This window comes from Streptomyces sp. PTY087I2 (assembly GCF_001687325.1).
Classification (GTDB): Bacteria; Actinomycetota; Actinomycetes; order Streptomycetales; family Streptomycetaceae; genus Streptomyces.
In genome coordinates this window covers 36,077-51,910 of record NZ_LZRD01000030.1, presented here as the reverse complement: position 1 = coordinate 51,910, position 15,834 = coordinate 36,077, and the positions used below count along the sequence as shown (strand labels likewise).

Annotated in this window: 14 protein-coding genes and 1 riboswitch; of the genes, 10 read left to right on the top strand and 4 right to left on the bottom strand. The window is 72.4% G+C overall.

Translation table 11 applies throughout. From position 1 onward, the window contains the following. Positions 1–30 precede the first annotated feature (30 nt). The gene (gene trpD, locus A3Q37_RS28955) at positions 31–1,095 is read left to right on the top strand and encodes an anthranilate phosphoribosyltransferase (RefSeq protein ID WP_032770744.1); all 1,065 of its coding nucleotides are present in this window, start codon (positions 31–33) and stop codon (positions 1,093–1,095) included. 96 nt (positions 1,096–1,191) lie between these two features. Then, a riboswitch (SAM riboswitch) is annotated at positions 1,192–1,309 on the top strand. Between the two features lie 207 nt (positions 1,310–1,516). Next, positions 1,517–2,896, top strand: a complete 1,380-nt coding sequence (locus A3Q37_RS28950; RefSeq protein ID WP_065488893.1) for an aminotransferase class V-fold PLP-dependent enzyme — start codon at positions 1,517–1,519, stop codon at positions 2,894–2,896. Between the two features lie 77 nt (positions 2,897–2,973). On the opposite strand, the gene A3Q37_RS28945 is transcribed toward A3Q37_RS28950, so the two are convergent. Then, positions 2,974–3,255, bottom strand: a complete 282-nt coding sequence (locus A3Q37_RS28945; RefSeq protein ID WP_065488891.1) for an Lrp/AsnC family transcriptional regulator — start codon at positions 3,253–3,255, stop codon at positions 2,974–2,976. Next, positions 3,252–4,001: a rhomboid family intramembrane serine protease gene (locus A3Q37_RS28940; protein WP_065488889.1), complete on the bottom strand. Its 750-nt coding sequence runs from the start codon at positions 3,999–4,001 to the stop codon at positions 3,252–3,254. The genes A3Q37_RS28945 and A3Q37_RS28940 overlap by 4 nt, the downstream gene beginning before the upstream one ends. 194 nt (positions 4,002–4,195) lie before the next feature. On the opposite strand from A3Q37_RS28940, the gene A3Q37_RS28935 reads away from it, so the two are divergent. The 5 genes from A3Q37_RS28935 (at position 4,196) to A3Q37_RS28915 (ending at position 9,720) form a co-directional block, all read left to right on the top strand. Continuing rightward, complete coding sequence (locus A3Q37_RS28935) at positions 4,196–4,438, top strand: hypothetical protein (RefSeq protein WP_003969643.1); 243 nt, start codon at positions 4,196–4,198, stop codon at positions 4,436–4,438. A gap of 39 nt (positions 4,439–4,477) precedes the next feature. Beyond that, entirely contained in the window at positions 4,478–5,839 is a 1,362-nt protein-coding gene (locus A3Q37_RS28930) for an NYN domain-containing protein (protein WP_065488887.1), read from the top strand. A gap of 293 nt (positions 5,840–6,132) precedes the next feature. After that, positions 6,133–7,158, top strand: a complete 1,026-nt coding sequence (locus A3Q37_RS28925; RefSeq protein WP_065488885.1) for an NlpC/P60 family protein — start codon at positions 6,133–6,135, stop codon at positions 7,156–7,158. A 260-nt stretch (positions 7,159–7,418) separates the two neighbouring features. Beyond that, positions 7,419–8,447 carry a C40 family peptidase gene (locus tag A3Q37_RS28920; protein ID WP_065488875.1) on the top strand — a complete coding sequence of 343 codons (1,029 nt, stop codon included), beginning with the start codon at positions 7,419–7,421 and terminating at the stop codon, positions 8,445–8,447. Between the two features lie 16 nt (positions 8,448–8,463). Next, the gene (locus tag A3Q37_RS28915; protein WP_079138029.1) at positions 8,464–9,720 is read left to right on the top strand and encodes a hypothetical protein; all 1,257 of its coding nucleotides are present in this window, start codon (positions 8,464–8,466) and stop codon (positions 9,718–9,720) included. Here the strand turns inward: A3Q37_RS28915 and A3Q37_RS28910 are convergent. Beyond that, positions 9,696–10,946: a glycosyltransferase 87 family protein gene (locus A3Q37_RS28910; protein WP_065488871.1), complete on the bottom strand. Its 1,251-nt coding sequence runs from the start codon at positions 10,944–10,946 to the stop codon at positions 9,696–9,698. The two genes, A3Q37_RS28915 and A3Q37_RS28910, sit on opposite strands and share 25 nt — an antisense overlap. Positions 10,947–11,052: 106 nt before the next feature. Between A3Q37_RS28910 and A3Q37_RS28905 the strand changes: the two genes are divergently transcribed. After that, positions 11,053–12,195 (top strand): glycosyltransferase family 4 protein, encoded by a 1,143-nt coding sequence (locus tag A3Q37_RS28905; protein ID WP_065488961.1) that lies wholly within the window; start codon positions 11,053–11,055, stop codon positions 12,193–12,195. Positions 12,196–12,391: 196 nt separating this feature from the next. Here the strand turns inward: A3Q37_RS28905 and A3Q37_RS28900 are convergent, their stop codons facing one another. After that, positions 12,392–14,188, bottom strand: a complete 1,797-nt coding sequence (locus A3Q37_RS28900) for a long-chain fatty acid--CoA ligase (RefSeq protein ID WP_065488869.1) — start codon at positions 14,186–14,188, stop codon at positions 12,392–12,394. Between the two features lie 277 nt (positions 14,189–14,465). Between A3Q37_RS28900 and A3Q37_RS28895 the strand changes: the two genes are divergently transcribed. Further along, the gene (locus A3Q37_RS28895; RefSeq protein ID WP_065488867.1) at positions 14,466–15,272 is read left to right on the top strand and encodes a metallophosphoesterase; all 807 of its coding nucleotides are present in this window, start codon (positions 14,466–14,468) and stop codon (positions 15,270–15,272) included. A 109-nt stretch (positions 15,273–15,381) separates the two neighbouring features. Beyond that, positions 15,382–15,831 carry an SRPBCC family protein gene (locus tag A3Q37_RS28890; RefSeq protein WP_032761660.1) on the top strand — a complete coding sequence of 150 codons (450 nt, stop codon included), beginning with the start codon at positions 15,382–15,384 and terminating at the stop codon, positions 15,829–15,831. Positions 15,832–15,834 lie beyond the last annotated feature (3 nt).

Genomic DNA, 15,834 nt, shown 5'->3' with positions numbered 1-15,834 from the left:
ACTGACCGGCTGTGGACCCTGGAGCGGACCATGAACGTTGTGACCCCGAACGGCGGCGACAGCGTGGCGGACCGTTCCTGGCCCGGCCTCCTGAACCCCCTGCTGCGCGGCGAGAACCTCTCCTCCGAGGAGACCGCCTGGGCCATGGACCGCATCATGAGCGGCGAGGCCACCGACGCGCAGATCGCCGGGTTCGCCGTGGCGCTGCGGGCCAAGGGCGAGACCGTGGACGAGGTCACCGGCCTGGTCCGCGCGATGTACGCGCACGCCAACACCATCGAGGTGCCCGGCCGCACCGTCGACATCGTCGGCACCGGCGGCGACCTCGCCAAGACCGTCAACATCTCCACCATGTCCGCGATCGTCATCGCCGGCACCGGCGCCAAGGTCGTCAAGCACGGCAACCGGGCCGCGTCCTCGGCGAGCGGCTCCTCCGACGTACTGGAGAAGCTCGGCGTCAACCTGGAGCTGACCCCGCGCCGGGTGGTCGAGGTCGCCGAGCAGGCGGGCATCACCTTCTGCTTCGCCGTGAAGTTCCACCCCGCCCTGCGGTACGCCGCCAAGGCCCGCAAGGAGCTCGGCGCGCAGACCACGTTCAACATCCTGGGCCCCCTCACCAACCCGGCCCAGGTGCGCTCCCAGGCCGTCGGGGTCGCCGACGCCCGGATGGCGCCCATCGTCGCGGGCGTGCTGGCCGACCGGGGCAACTCCGCCCTCGTCTTCCGCGGCGACGACGGGCTCGACGAGCTGACCACCACCGCCACCTCCCGGGTCTGGGTCGTGCGCGACGGCGCGGTCCGCGAGGAGGCGTTCGACCCGCGCGACGTCGGACTGCCCATCGTCCCCGTCGAGGCGCTGCGCGGCGCCGACGCCTCGTACAACGCCGATGTGGCCCGCCGCCTGCTGGACGGCGAGACGGGCGCGGTACGCGAAGCGGTGCTGCTCAACTCGGCGGCAGCCCTGGTCGCCCTGGACCCCGGCCCCGGCACGCTGACCGAACAGCTCGCGGCGAAGATCGCGGTGGCGGCCGAGTCCATCGACTCCGGAGCGGCCAAGCGCGCGCTGGAGCGCTGGGTGGCGGCGAGCAACGCCTGAGGGCAACCCCCGGCGCACACCGTGTGACACAGGGCGCAGTCCGGATGCCGGACTGCGCCCTTGCGCGTGTGCATACGTATGGCAAGATGCTGCGCAGGTCATGAGTGACAGCGACTACGGCCCCGGCCCGCTGTCCGGCAACCCTCCGTCCGTGGCGGGGTGCCCCGGGTGAAGACCAGGCCGCAGGCAGCGAGGTCTGCGGCAAGCGCGGGCCCCTCGGCATCCAGCGGATGCCAGCCCCCGGGGTCCTGGTCCCTAGGGAGCCTTCTGTGAGCAAGCGAATGCGTTAGGGCTCGTCCCAGGGCTTCTCCACGCCCTGAGCTGACCGCCCTTCTTCAGCGCACCTTCTTTTCCTTCCTTCCCCGCGCCGCCGCGTATCCGCAGGCGCGTGGGTTTCGCCTGCCTGTTACGGGAGTTCGCCATGTCTGTCTCCACCGCTGCCATCGACCCGTCGGTTTGTGCCCCGCTGCCCGTTCTGGGCCAGGACGTCACCGTTCCGCTCGTCACCGGCGGTGAAGTCACCTACGCCGCGCTCGACTACGCCGCCAGCGCGCCCGCCCTCCAGCGGGTCTGGGACGACGTCGCCGCGTACGCCCCGTACTACGGCAGCGTCCACCGCGGCGCCGGCTACCTCTCGCAGCTCTCCACCGACCTCTTCGAGAACAGCCGCCGCACGGTCGCCGAGTTCCTCGGCTGCCGCGCCGACGACCAGGTGGTCTTCACCCGCTCCACGACCGACTCCCTCAACCTGCTGGCCGCCGCGATCCCCGCGGACTGCCAGGTCTTCGTGTACGAGACCGAGCACCACGCCTCCCTGCTGCCCTGGCGCGACGCCCAGGTCACCTACCTCAACGCCCCCCGCACCCCGGGCCAGGCCGTCGAGACGCTGGAGCGCGCGCTCGCCGACCGTGACCCGTACGGCCCGGCCCTCGTCTGTGTCACCGGCGCCTCCAACGTGACCGGCGAGCTGTGGCCGGTGCGCGAACTGGCCGCCGCCGCCCACGCGCACGGCGCCCGCATCGTCCTGGACGCAGCCCAGCTCGCCCCGCACCACCCCGTCGACATCGCCGAACTGGACGTCGACTGGGTCGCGTTCTCCGGCCACAAGCTGTACGCGCCCTTCGGCTCGGGCGTCCTCGCGGGCCGCGCCGACTGGCTCCAGGCCGCCGAGCCGTACCTCGCCGGCGGCGGCGCCTCCCGCAAGGTCGCCCGGCGCGCCGACGGCGGTGTGGACGTCGACTGGCACACCACGGCCGCCCGCCACGAGGCCGGTTCGCCCAACGTCATCGGCGTCTACTCCATCGCCTCCGCCTGCAAGGCCCTCACCGAGGCGGGCTTCGACAACCTCGTCGCCCGGGAGCAGGAGCTGGTGTCCCGGGTCCGCGAAGGGCTCGCCGAGGTCCCCGAGGTGCAGGTGCTCTCGCTGTTCGGCGACGACGCGCCCCGGGTCGGCGTCATCTCCTTCGTGGTGCGCGGCTGGAACAGCTCGCACTTCGCCGCCGCGCTCTCCGCGGAGTACGGCATCGGCGTCCGCGACGGCCTCTTCTGCGCCCACCCGCTCGTGCGCACTCTCCTCGGCAGCGACCCGCAGGACCCGGGGGAGTGCGGCGCCCCCGAGGCCGAGCCGGGCGAGCGTTCGCTCAACGCGATCCGCGTCAGCTTCGGGGCCGGCACGCCCGACGAGCACATCGAGCGGTTCCTGCGCGCGGTGACCGAGCTGGTCCGCGAGGGCGCCCAGTGGAAGTACCGCACCGAGGACGGCCGCTGCGTCCCGGACCGGGGCGAGGCCGCGCAGGTCTGAGGACGGGACCGTACGGAAACACCTCGGCCGGGGACGGGCGCGCTGCCCGTCCCCGGCCGAGGTGTACCGGAGAGGCCCTAGGCGTCGAGGCCGATGGCGAACGCCGCTTCCAGGTCGTGCTGGGAGTACGTACGGAACGCCACATGGGTGTCCGTGCCCTCGACGCCCGGGATCTTGCTGATCCGGCCCGGGATGACATCGGCGAGGTCGTCGTGGCGGGCGACCCGGACCATGGCGATCAGGTCGTAGGTGCCGGTGACGGAGAAGACCTCGCTGACGCTGTCCAGCGCGGCGATGGACTCGGCGATCTCCGGAATCCGGTCCACACTGGTCTTGATGAGCACGATCGCGGTGATCACGGCTGGCTGTCTCCCTCGGTGGCTGGAGCCTTCACTCTAGCTCTCCACCCGTAACGCCCCCAGGCATAGAGGAACCCCGCCGCGAACCCCGCCACATGCGCCAGATACGCCACCCCCGGCCCCGCGTCCGCGCCCTGCGCCGCCGCCCACTGGAGCCCGAACCAGAAGATCAGCACGATCCAGGCGGGAAAGCGCAGCGGCAGGAAGAAGAGGAACGGGAACAGGCTGGTCACCCGGGCCTTCGGGAAGAGGTACAGAAACGCGCCGAGCACCGCGGAGATCGCCCCCGACGCCCCGACCAGCGTCTGCTCGGAGTCCGCGTGCGCCGCCGCGTAACAGACCAGCGCCACATAGCCGCAGCCCACGTAGAACAGCGCGAACTGCGTCCGCCCCATGCGCTCCTCGGCCATCGCGCCGAACACGTACAGGAACAGCAGGTTCCCCAGCAGGTGCAGCCAGCTGCCATGCACGAACAGCGCCGTGAACGGGGTGATCAGGGCGTGCGCGGAACCCTTCCACAGCTCGGCGGGGATCACTCCCCACCGCTCGAAGTACCCGGCCTGCGCGGCGAGCAGCGCCTCCTCGCTCCCGTGGGCGGCGCCGCCGAACCCGGAGAGCGGGCTGATCAGGAACACCACCCCGCAGACACCGATCAGCCCGTACGTGACCGGGGCGCCGCTCGACACCGCCGCGTCCCGGATCCTCCCCGCCGTGGTCCGCCAGTCGGCCCGCCGCCACTCGATCATGTACAGAGCATGGCGTACCGGTCGAGAACGGGATGGAGCGCCTCGCCGTGCCGATGCCTATACGCGAGGCCGTAGGGTTACGCCAGGACTTCCGCAGTTCGACGGCGCACCGCGAGATCCTTGACGTAGACAGATGGAGTCGCGGCGGCGCGCCCGGCGCGGGCTCCTGGAGACGACGAAAGAGGACGCAAACGATGACGACGGTTCCCCTGCCGACGGACTCGACCCGCTGGCGCTGCACCCTGTGCGGCAACCTCACGCGCTTCGACGTGACCCGCTCCTCCAAGGTCGTGGAGTACGTGCACCTCGACCTGGCCGGTGAGTCGAGTGTCGAGGAGCGGGAGGTCGTCAGTGAGACCATCGAGTCGGTCCGCTGTCGTTGGTGCAACGCGGTGGACCAGATCGAACTGGTGGACAGGCCGGGTGCCGCTTCCTGAGGGAGCGCACCCTTCGACATATCTATGGGGTGACGGACGGTGGATCAGCCGACCAGCGGCGCCGGACCGGCCGATGAGGCCGACGGCGGTGCAGAGGCGCTCGGCCGTCCGCTGCCCGAGGGTGTGCGACGGCGGGTGATCGCGCTGGTCTCGGACGCCTTCGGTGCCCTGACCGTCGCCGAACTGCCGTCCCAGCTACGGCAGTACGCCCGGTTCACCCCGACCCGGCGGGCGAAGTTCGCGGGCAACGCGATGGCCGCCGCGCTGGAGAGCGACGCCGTCTTCCGGCAGCGCATCGGCGAGCGGCTCGGCCAGTCGCAGCCCGAGCTGACCGGCGCGCTGGAGGCGGGCGCGCCGCCCGCCGCCGCCGACCCCCTCGACGTGGCCGCGGCCGCCTATGTGCTGCGCCCGGCGGGCTGGGTCAAGCTGGTCGAATCGGCCGGCGAGGAGGTCCAGCGCGCCGACGCGGAACGAGCGGACGAGGAGACCCGGCGGGAGCTGGAGCAGCTGCGCGAGGAGCTGGAGCGGGCCCACGCCCACACCCGTACGGAGACCGAGCGGCTGCGCACCGAGCTGGAGGCGGCCCGCAAGGAGTCCGAGTCGCTGCACCGCAAACTGCGCAGCGCGCTCAGCGAGGTGAAGCGCGGCGAGGCCGCCCTGCGCCGCAGCGCCGCCGAGACCGACACCGTACGGGCCGAGTCGGCCGCCCAGCTCTCCGCCGTGGAGAGCGAGTCGCGCCGGCTCAAGGGGCGGCTGGGGGAGGCCGAAGCGGCCCTGGAGGCGAGCCGCCGCGCCGCCCGCGAGGGCCGCTCGGTGGAGGACATGCGGCTGCGGCTGCTCCTGGACACCGTGCTGGACGCGGCCGCGGGGCTGCGCCGGGAGCTGGCGCTCCCTCCGGCGACCACGCATCCCGCCGACACCGTGGACGCGCTGGAGCCGGGCCGGATGTCGCCCAAGGACATTGCCGCGCGCGCCCTTTCGGAGACCGATCCGGCGCTGCTGGACCAGCTGCTCGCGCTGCCGCAGGCGCATCTCATCGTGGACGGCTACAACGTCACCAAGACCGGCTATCCCCAGATGCCGCTGGAGAAGCAGCGGTTGCGGCTGCTGGGCGGGCTCTCGGTGCTCGCGGCGCAGACCGGCGCCGAGATGACCTGTGTCTTCGACGGGGCCGAACTGGCCGCCCCGGTGCTGCTCGCCCCGCCGCGCGGCGTACGGGTGCTGTTCAGCAAGCCCGGCGTCACGGCGGACGAGGTCATCCGTCAACTGGCCCGCGCGGAACCGCCGGGGCGGCCCGTGGTGGTCGTCTCCACCGACCGCGAGGTGGCGGACGGTGTGGCGAAGGCCGGGGCGCGGCCGGTCGCATCCGTCTTGCTCCTCAAGCGCCTTTCGCGCGTCTAAAGGTGTTTGGGCGGCATGTGTGACATGCCGGATTTGCGGGAACGTACCGTCAAGTCGCCGCTACACGCGGTGGGGTGAGAGTAAAGAAGTGCCGGGTGTGACGAGAAAAATCCTGTGAGGATTTGAACTGATCACAAGATGGTCACTAGGGTCAGGCCTCGAACCTTCGCACGGTTGATCACCCATTGGGGGTGACGGCGAAGGAACCGCCGAGTCCGTCATGTGCACGGAGCCGGGGATTCTGTCCCCCACAAGCCCGGTAGGCGGCTCTGAGGAAGAAGGAGCTCGCCTTCGTGGCGTCCCACCGTCGTCCCAAGCAGCCGAGCCGCACCCGCGTGACCGTGCTCACCGCGACCGCCGCCGCGGCCGTGGCCCTGACCTCCCAGGCCGCCCACGCCGACCCCAAGCCGACCAAGAGCGAGGTCAAGGCGAAGGTCGACAAGCTCTACCACGAGGCCGAGGCCGCCACCGAGAAGTACAACGGGGCCAAGGAGCAGCAGGACAAGCTGAAGAAGGAAGTCGACGCGCTCCAGGACAAGGTCGCCCGCGGCCAGGCCGAGCTCAACACGCTCCGCGGCGAGCTGGGTTCGATCGCCACCGCGCAGTACCGCTCCGGCGGCATCGACCCCTCGGTCGCCCTCTTCCTCGCCTCGGACCCGGACAGCTTCCTGGACCAGGCCTCCGCGCTCGACCAGCTGACGGTCAAGCAGACCGAGGCGCTCCAGAAGATCCAGTCCAAGCAGCGCACCCTCGCCCAGCAGCGCAAGGAAGCCCAGGACAAGCTCGGCGACCTCGCCGACGTCCGCAAGGCGCTCGGCGAGAACAAGAAGAAGTACCAGGGCAAGCTGGCCGACGCCCAGCGGCTCCTCAACACGCTGACGCAGGCCGAGCGGGCCAAGATGCAGCAGGAGGAGCAGCGCGCCAGCCGCGCCGCCAGCGACCGGGTCGAACTCGGCAACGAGGCCCCCGCGTCCGGCCGTGGAGCCGCCGCCCTCAGCGCCGCCGCCACCCAGATCGGCAAGCCGTACGTCTCCGGCGGCTCCGGCCCCAACTCCTACGACTGCTCCGGGCTGACCCAGTGGGCCTTCGCCCAGGCCGGTGTCGGCATCAGCCGGACCACGTACACCCAGCAGAACGACGGCACGAAGATCGGCCGCAGCCAGCTCAAGCCGGGCGACCTGGTCTTCTTCAACGGCCTGTCGCACGTCGGCTTCTACGCCGGCAACAACCAGGTCCTGCACGCCCCGAAGCCGGGCACCGTCGTCCGCTACGAGTCGATGGACTACATGGGCACCTTCCAGTTCGGCGTCCGCATCTGACACCGACGCGACGGCGCGCCACGGCACGCCCGAACGAGGGAATCGCCGCGCACCACGCTGACGCCCCCGCCCCGCCGGAGACCAAGGTCACCGGCGGGGCGGCGGCATTCCGGCCCTTCTTCCGGCCGTGGCGCGGTCTTTGGCCGACGCGTAGTCGTCCGATTACTGTCTGGCTGCTGCGCAGCTCCCGGACTCCGTCCGCCCGCCCGGGCGGCAGGGGCTGCGCACCACCGCGTCAGCGGAAGGGAGTGCGGCTACCAGTGGTGTCCCATCGCCGTTGCACACAGTCCGGCTTCACCAGAGGCGTCCGGGTCACGGTCGTCTCGGCGGCCGCCGCCACCGCGGCCGCCACCCTGACCGGGGCCCCGGCGAGCGCCGACCCGAAGGACACCCGGGAGAGCGCCAAGGCCGCCGTCGACCGCCTCTACGAGGAGGCCGAGCAGGCCACCGAGCGGTTCAACGAGGCCGGGGAGCGCGTGAAGCGGCTGCGCGGCGAGGCGGACCGCGCCCAGGACGCCACGGCCCGGGGCCAGGAACGCGTCAACGAGATGCGCAACGCGCTCGGCGCGATGGCGGGCGCCCAGTACCGCACCGGCTCCATCGACCCGGCCGTCGCCCTGCTGCTCTCCGCCGACCCGGACACCTACCTGGAGCAGGCCGCCGCCCTCGACCGGGCCGGCGCCCGCCAGGCGATGACCCTGGACAAACTGCGGCACGCCCAGCGCAAGCTTGCCCAGAGCCGCGCCGAGACCACCCGCGCCCTGACCGACCTGGAGCGCAACCGGGCCGCCGTCAGCCGCCACAAGCGCGCCGTCGAGGCCAAGCTCCGCGAGGCCCGCCGGCTGCTCGCCTCGCTGCCGCCCGAGCAGCGCGCCTCCTTCGACCGGGCCTCCCGCTCCGGCCGCGACGGGCTGCCCGACCTCTCCGGCGTCGCCCCCGGCTCGGCCCGCGCGATGTCCGCCGTGGCCGCCGCGCACCAGGCGCTCGGCAGACCCTACGTCTGGGGCGCCAACGGGCCCTCCGGATTCGACTGTTCCGGCCTGATGCAGTGGGCCTACGCCCAGGCCGGGGTGAGCCTGCCCCGCACCTCCCAGGCCCAGCGCTACGCGGGCCGCATGGTGCCCCTCTCCCAGGCACAGCCCGGTGACCTCGTCGCCTACCGGGCGGACGCCAGCCACATCGGCATGTACGTCGGCAACGGCCAGGTCATCCACGCCCCCTACCCGGGCGCCGCGGTCCGCTACGATCCGGTCGGCATGATGCCCGTCTCCTCGGTCACCCGGATCTGACCGTACGATCGGCAGGGTGGCCGTACGAGGACGTGACGCGCGCGGGGGACGCCCCCGAGGGCGGCGGCGTGCGGCGGGCCTGGTGCTCGCCGCGCTCCTGACCGCGTCCGCCTGCACGGCCTCCGCCGGCCCGGACACCTTCCTCACCACCGGGGCCCTCGACGCCACCCTGGAGCGCCGCGCGGCGGCCGTCCTCGCCCACGACCCGGCGGGCTACCTCGACGGCCTCGCCCCGGACGCCGCGAAGCTCCGGGCCACCCAGCGCACCGAGCTGGAACGGCTCGCCGACGTGCCGCTCAAGTCGTGGACGTACGACGTCAAGGGCATCACCGAGCAGGACGGGCAGTGGGCCACCGCCGAGGTGGAGCTGCGCTACCGGATCGACGGGTACGACACCGCCCCGGTCGCCACCCGCCGCGTCCTGGAGCTGATGCGCGACGGCGAGCGCTGGTACATCACCGAGGACCGGCCCGCCAAGGGCGCCTCCGGGCAGCTGTGGCAGCAGGGGGACGTGGACGTCGTCCAGGGCGCCCACAGCATCGTCCTGGGCGTCGGACGGGGCGAGGAGGAGCTGCGGCAGATCGCGGACACCGTGGACCTCGCCGTACCGGCCGTCTCGGACGCCTGGCCGCGCCCCTGGAACCGCCGGGTGGTCGTCCTCGTCCCGGACTCCGTCGAGTCCATGGCGGGGCTGCTCGGCTCGCCCGAGGCCAGCTACCGGGGCATCGCCGCCGTCACCACCGGCGAGGTCGGCGGCACCGGCGACCGCCCCGCCATCGCCGACCGGGTGATCGTCAACCCACAGGCGTACGCCACCCTGGGCAGCTTCGGGCAGCGGATCGTCCTGACCCATGAGACGACCCATGTCGCCACCCGGACCAGCACCTCCAGCGCCACCCCCGTCTGGCTCTCCGAGGGCTTCGCCGACTGGACCGCCTACCGGGGCGAGGACCGCGCCGCCGACACCATCGCCCCCGAACTGGCCGAGGCCGTCCGCGACGGCCGGACCCCGGCCGACCTCCCCGCCGACGGGGACTTCGGCTTCGACGGCGACCCGGCGAAGCTCGCGGGCGCGTACGAGGGCGGCTGGCTGGCCTGCGAGCTGATCGCCGCGCGATGGGGCAAGGAGAAGCTGATCGCCTTCTACGAGACCGTCGGCGCGCACGACGGGCGCGAAGGGGCGGTGGAGGAAGCCCTGAAAGCGGTGCTCGACACCACCCCCGAACAGTTCACCGCCGACTGGCGCGACTACCTCGCCACCCGGCTCGGCTGACCCTCCACCGCGCCCGGGACGGCCTGTACGCGTGGTCTCCCCGGCACCGTCGACCGCCACAGCCGCCGGGCCGCGATCAGCGAGGCCGCCACCAGCAGCCCGTTCCGTACGACCAGGAGCGTCACCCCGCGCGCGTCGCTCGCCACCACATGGCCGAAGCCGATCGGGAACTCCAGCAGCGTCACCCCCGCCGCCACCAGCACCAGGACCGCGGGCAGGGTCATCGCCGTCCCCCGGAACACCAGGCACACCGCGGCCAGACCGACCAGCCACACCACGTACTGCGGGCTGATCACCCGGCTGGTCACCGTGAACAGCAGCACCGCCGTGAACGCCGCCTCGGCCGGGGTGCGCGCCGCGAACGACCGGGCCCGCAGCCGCCACAGCAGCAGCCAGCCCAGTGCCAGGACCGCGAGCCCCAGCGCCAGCGTCGACACCAGCTCCACCCGCGGCCCGACGAACTCCAGCGAGCCGTAACGCAGCTCCACCCGCCCCTCCCAGCCGAACTGCCGCGCGATGTGGAAGACCAGCGCCCCCAGCGACTCGACCTCGGTGCCCCGGTCCCGCTGGAAGGCCAGGAACGCGAACGCCCCGGGCATCCACAGCGCGAACGCCGCCGCGAGACCCGCCGCGCTCAGCGCCGCCGACCCCCAGGCCGCCCGTGTCGGGCGCCCCTTGCGCACCCCCACCAGCAGCAGCGCCGGCCACCCCTTCAGCAGCGCCCCGAACGCGGCCAGCGCCCCCAGCGCCCGGGGCCTGCGCACCCCCGCCAGCAGCGCCGCCACCGCGACCGCCGTCACCATCAGGTCGTAGCGGGCGTAGACCGTCGGACCCAGCAGCGGCACCCCCACGACCCATACCCAGGCGCCCGCAGCCCGCATCCCCGGCCGCCGCCCCGCGTACAGCAGCAGCCCCAGTACCAGCGCGTCGCAGACCAGCACCAGCATGAAGAACGCCGTCGCGTACTCCCAGAACGGCAGCAGGGCGGGGGAGAGGATCGCCAGGGCCGCCCCGGGCGGGTACTGCCAGGTGACGTCGTCCAGCGGATACGTGCCGGTCAGCAGGGTCTCGTACCAGCCCCGGTAGATCACCGACACATCCACCGTGACGTCCGGGCCGGCCACCGTGACCACCTGGAACACGCAGGCCAGCAGCCAGCCGCGGGTCAACGCCCAGACCGCGTAGGGCCACGGTCCGGTGCCGGTGGGTGCTCGTCCCGTCGTCATCGCCGCCCTCGTCGTCGTTCGTCCCCGACCGCCCCCCGGCGGTTCATGATGCCGTCGGCGGAGGGCGCCAGCGGTGAAGCGCGGCCGTTCGGTACTGTCGGCGGCGATGGACAAGACCTTGATCGTGACCAACGACTTCCCGCCCCGCCCCGGTGGCATCCAGGCGTTCCTGCACAACATGGCGCTGCGCCTGGATCCCGAGAGGGTCGTCGTCTACGCCTCCACCTGGAAGCGCGGCGAGGAGGGCGCGGCGGCCACCGCCGCCTTCGACGCCGAACAGCCCTTCCCCGTGGTCCGCGACCGGACGACGATGCTGCTGCCGACCCCGCGCGTCACCCGCCGGGCCACCGAGCTGCTGCGCGACCACGGCTGCACCTCCGTCTGGTTCGGCGCCGCCGCCCCGCTCGGCCTGATGGCCCCGGCGCTGCGCCGCGCGGGCGCCCGCCGTCTGGTGGCCACCACCCACGGCCACGAGGCGGGCTGGGCGCAACTGCCCGCGTCCCGGCAGCTGCTGCGCCGGATCGGTGAGGGCACGGACACGATCACCTATCTCGGTGAGTACACCCGCTCCCGGATCGCCGCCGCGCTCACCCCCGACGCGGCCGGCCGCATGGCCCAACTGCCGCCCGGCGTCGACGAGAAGACCTTCCATCCGGGCTCCGGCGGCGACCAGGTCCGGGCCCGCCTCGGGCTGACCGACCGCCCGGTGGTCGTCTGCGTCTCGCGTCTGGTGCCGCGCAAGGGCCAGGACACGCTGATCCTCGCCATGCCCGCGATCCTGGCGCAGATTCCGGACGCGGTGCTGCTGATCGTCGGCGGCGGCCCGTACGCGAAGGAGCTGAAGCGGCTGGCCGAGGAGACCGGGGTGGCGGACTCGGTGCGCTTCACCGGGCCCGTGCCGTGGGAGGAGCTGCCCGCGCACTACGGGGCCGGGGACGTCTTCGCGATGCCGTGCCGGACCCGGCGCGGCGGGCTGGACGTGGAGGGCCTGGGCATCGTCTACCTGGAGGCGTCCGCGACCGGGCTGCCCGTGGTGGCCGGCGACTCCGGCGGCGCCCCGGACGCGGTGCTCGACGGCGAGACCGGCTGGGTGGTGCGCGGCGGCAGCGCCGAGGAGTCGGCGGACCGGATCGTCACGCTGCTCGGCGACCCGGAGCTGCGGCAGCGGATGGGGGAGCGCGGCCGGGCCTGGGTCGAGGAGAAGTGGCGCTGGGACCTGCTGGCGGAGAAGCTCAAGACGCTGCTGTGACCGTACGGGGGCGGCGGGCCGGGGGGCCGACGCCCGCCGCGCCGCCCTCTGTGCCGTACGCGAAGGGGGCCCGCGTGTGGCCCGTACGCCGAAGGGCCCCGCGTGTGCCGTACGCGAAAGGGGCCCGCACCTGGCCCACACGTACGCCGAGGGGCCCGCGCTTCTCGAAAAGCGCGGGCCCCCTCCGGCGTAACCCTCAGGCGCGGTAGATCGACTCCACCTCGTCCGCGAAGTCCTTCGCCACCACGTTCCGCTTCAGCTTCAGCGACGGCGTGATGTGGCCCGCCTCCTCGGTGAACTGGGTCGGCAGGATACGGAACTTGCGCACCGACTCCGCCTTGGAGACCGCCGCGTTGCCGTCGTCCACCGCCCGCTGCACCTCGGCCAGCAGCTCCGCGTCCTCGCGCAGCGACAGGGCCGTCGAGCCGGCCGGCTTGCCGTTCTCCTCGGCCCAGCGGCTCAGGAACTCCTCGTCCAGCGTGACCAGCGCCCCGACGAACGGGCGGCCGTCGCCGACCACCATGCACTCGGCGACCAGGGCATGGGCGCGGATCCGGTCCTCGATGACGGCCGGGGCGACGTTCTTGCCGCCCGCCGTCACGATGATCTCCTTCTTGCGGCCGGTGATCGCGAGGTAGCCGTCCTCGTCGAGCGTGCCGATGTCCCCGGTGTGGAACCAGCCGTCGGCCAGCGCCTCGGCGGAGGCCGCCTCGTTGTTCCAGTAACCGGTGAACAGGTGCTCGCCGTGCAGCAGGACCTCGCCGTCGTCCGCGATCCGCACGACCGAACCGGGCAGCGGCTGGCCGACCGTGCCGATCTTCGGCCGGTCCCACGGGTTGAACGCGGTGGCCGCGCACGACTCGGTCAGGCCGTAGCCCTCCAGGACCGTGAAGCCGATGCCCCGGTAGAAGTGGCCGAGCCGCTCGCCCAGCGGCGCGCCGCCGGAGATCGCGTACTCGCCCCGGCCGCCGAGCACCGCGCGGAGCTTGCCGAAGACCAGCTTGTCGAAGAGCTTGTGCTTGAGCTTCAGACCCAGCGCGGGACCCTGCGGGGTGGACAGCGCCCGGCTGTAGGCGATCGCCGTGTCGGCGGCCCGGTCGAAGATCTTGCCCTTGCCGTCCGCCTGCGCCTTCGCGCGGGCCGCGTTGTAGACCTTCTCGAAGACCCGGGGCACGCCCAGGATCAGCGTCGGCCGGAACGAGGCCAGCTCGTCGGTCAGGTTCTTGATGTCCGGGACGCAGCCGAGCTTGATCGGGGCCATCACCGAGGCCACCTCGACCAGCCGGCCGAAGACGTGCGCGGCGGGCAGGAACAGCAGCACCGAGCACTCGCCCGTACGGAACAGCGGCTTCAGCCGCTCCACCACGTTGCCGCACTCCGCGAAGAAGCTGCGGTGGGTGAGCACACAGCCCTTGGGGCGGCCCGTGGTGCCCGAGGTGTAGACGATCGTCGCCGGGTCGTCCGCCTTGGCGCTGACCATCCGCAGGTCCATGGTCTCGTCCGAGACCTCGGCACCCGCCCTGCCGAGCGCCTCCACGGCGCCCGCGTCGATCTGCCAGACGTGCGCCAGCTCCGGCAGGGAATCCCGTACGGAGGCCACGGCCGCGGCGTGCGCGTCGCTCTCCACGAGCACCGCCACCGCCCCGGAGTCACCGAGGATCCACTGCACCTGCTCGGCGGAGCTGGTCTCGTACACCGGCACGGTCACCGCGCCCGCGCTCCAGATCGCGAAGTCCAGCAGCACCCACTCGAAACGGGTGCGCGACATCAGGGCGACCCGGTCGCCGGGCTGCACACCCGAGGCGATCAGCCCTTTGGCGGCGGCTCTCACCTCGGCCAGGAACTGGGTGGCGCTGACGTCCGTCCAGACGCCGGCCACCTTGCGGCTCATCACCGCGACTTCGGGATGCTGAGCGGCATTGCGGCGGATGAGATCCGTCAGGTTGCCGTCCGTCGGGACCTCGTACAGGGCCGGAAGGCTGAACTCGCGCAAGACTGCTGCTCCTCATCGGGCTCCGGTGCCACGGCTCTGTGTGACGCACCGGCTGCGGTCCAAGATTGGCGGGTGCTCAGTGGGGTGAGCACGACTGGACTGCCCGGACGTTACCCACCGGTACTCGGTTCCGGATAGGGGGTTCCGGCCAGATGTCTTATGCATCACACATATAAATGGCCCTTTCGCGCACAGTAGTCCACCGGCGTCCCGACGTGGAAGTAACCGCAGGTCCGACGGTCTACCAGGGACGGAAGCCGCACTCTAGGGTGATCGCATGCGAGGCAGCGAACCGGACAGCCGGGACCCGGCCACCAGGGCGACCCGGATCCATGTGGTCAGCGACGTGCACGGCAACACCGAGGCCCTGGCCCGCGCGGGGGACGGTGCCGACGCGCTGATATGCCTCGGTGACCTGGTGCTCTTCCTCGACTACCGGGACCACTCGCGCGGCATCTTCCCCGCCCTCTTCGGCAAGGAGAACGCGAGCCGCATCGTCGCGCTGCGCACCGCACGCCGCTACGACGAGGCCCGCGCCTTCGGCCGCGAGCTGTGGGCCGGCCGCGACCGCAACACCGAGATCCTCGGCGCGGTGCGCGAGCAGTACGCCGAACTCTTCGCGGCCTTCCCCACCCCGACGTACGCCACCTACGGCAACGTCGACGTCCCGCACCTGTGGCCCGAGTACGCCCGCCCCGGTACGACCGTGCTGGACGGGGAGCGGGTGGAGATCGGCGGCCGGGTCTTCGGCTTCGTCGGCGGCGGCCTCAAGACCCCGATGAACACCCCGTACGAGATCAGCGACGAGGAGTACGCCGCCAAGGTCGAGGCGCTCGGCCCGGTCGACGTCCTCTGCTCGCACATCCCGCCCGAGGTCCCCGAGCTGACCTACGACACCGTCGCCCGCCGCTTCGAACGCGGCAGCACCGCCCTGCTGGAGGCGATCCGCGCCACCCGCCCCCGATACGCGCTTTTCGGCCATGTTCACCAGCCGTTGGTCCGCCGGATGCGCATCGGTACCACCGAGTGCGTCAACGTCGGCCACTTCGCCTCGACCGGAACGCCCTGGGCGCTGACCTGGTGAGCGCGGGCGGCCGGGGCGCGGACCGGAGCGCCCCGGGCACGCGATAGCCTGCACAGCGGCAGGCTCCTGCCGACAGCGACCGGTATCACCGCACTGGAGGGCCACGGCGATGGCTGAACACACCAGCTCGAGCATCACGATCGAGGCGGCACCGGCCGACGTCATGGGCGTGATCGCCGACTTCGCCCGCTACCCGGAGTGGACCGGCGAGGTCAAGGAGGCCGAGGTCCTCTCCACCGACGACCAGGGCCGCGCCGAGCAGGTCCGCCTCGTCCTGGACGCCGGGGCGATCAAGGACGACCACGTCCTCGCCTACACCTGGACCGGTGAGAACGAGGTCAGCTGGAGCCTCGTCAAGTCCCAGATGCTGCGCTCCCTGGACGGCACCTACGCCCTCACCCCGGTCGCCGGCGGCGAGCGCACCGAGGTCACCTACCGGCTCGCCGTCGACGTCAAGATCCCGCTGCTCGGCATGATCAAGCGCAAGGCCGAGAAGGTCATCATCGACCGCGCCCTCGCCGGTCTGAAGAAGCGCGTCGAGTCCGCCCCCAAGGCCTGAGCG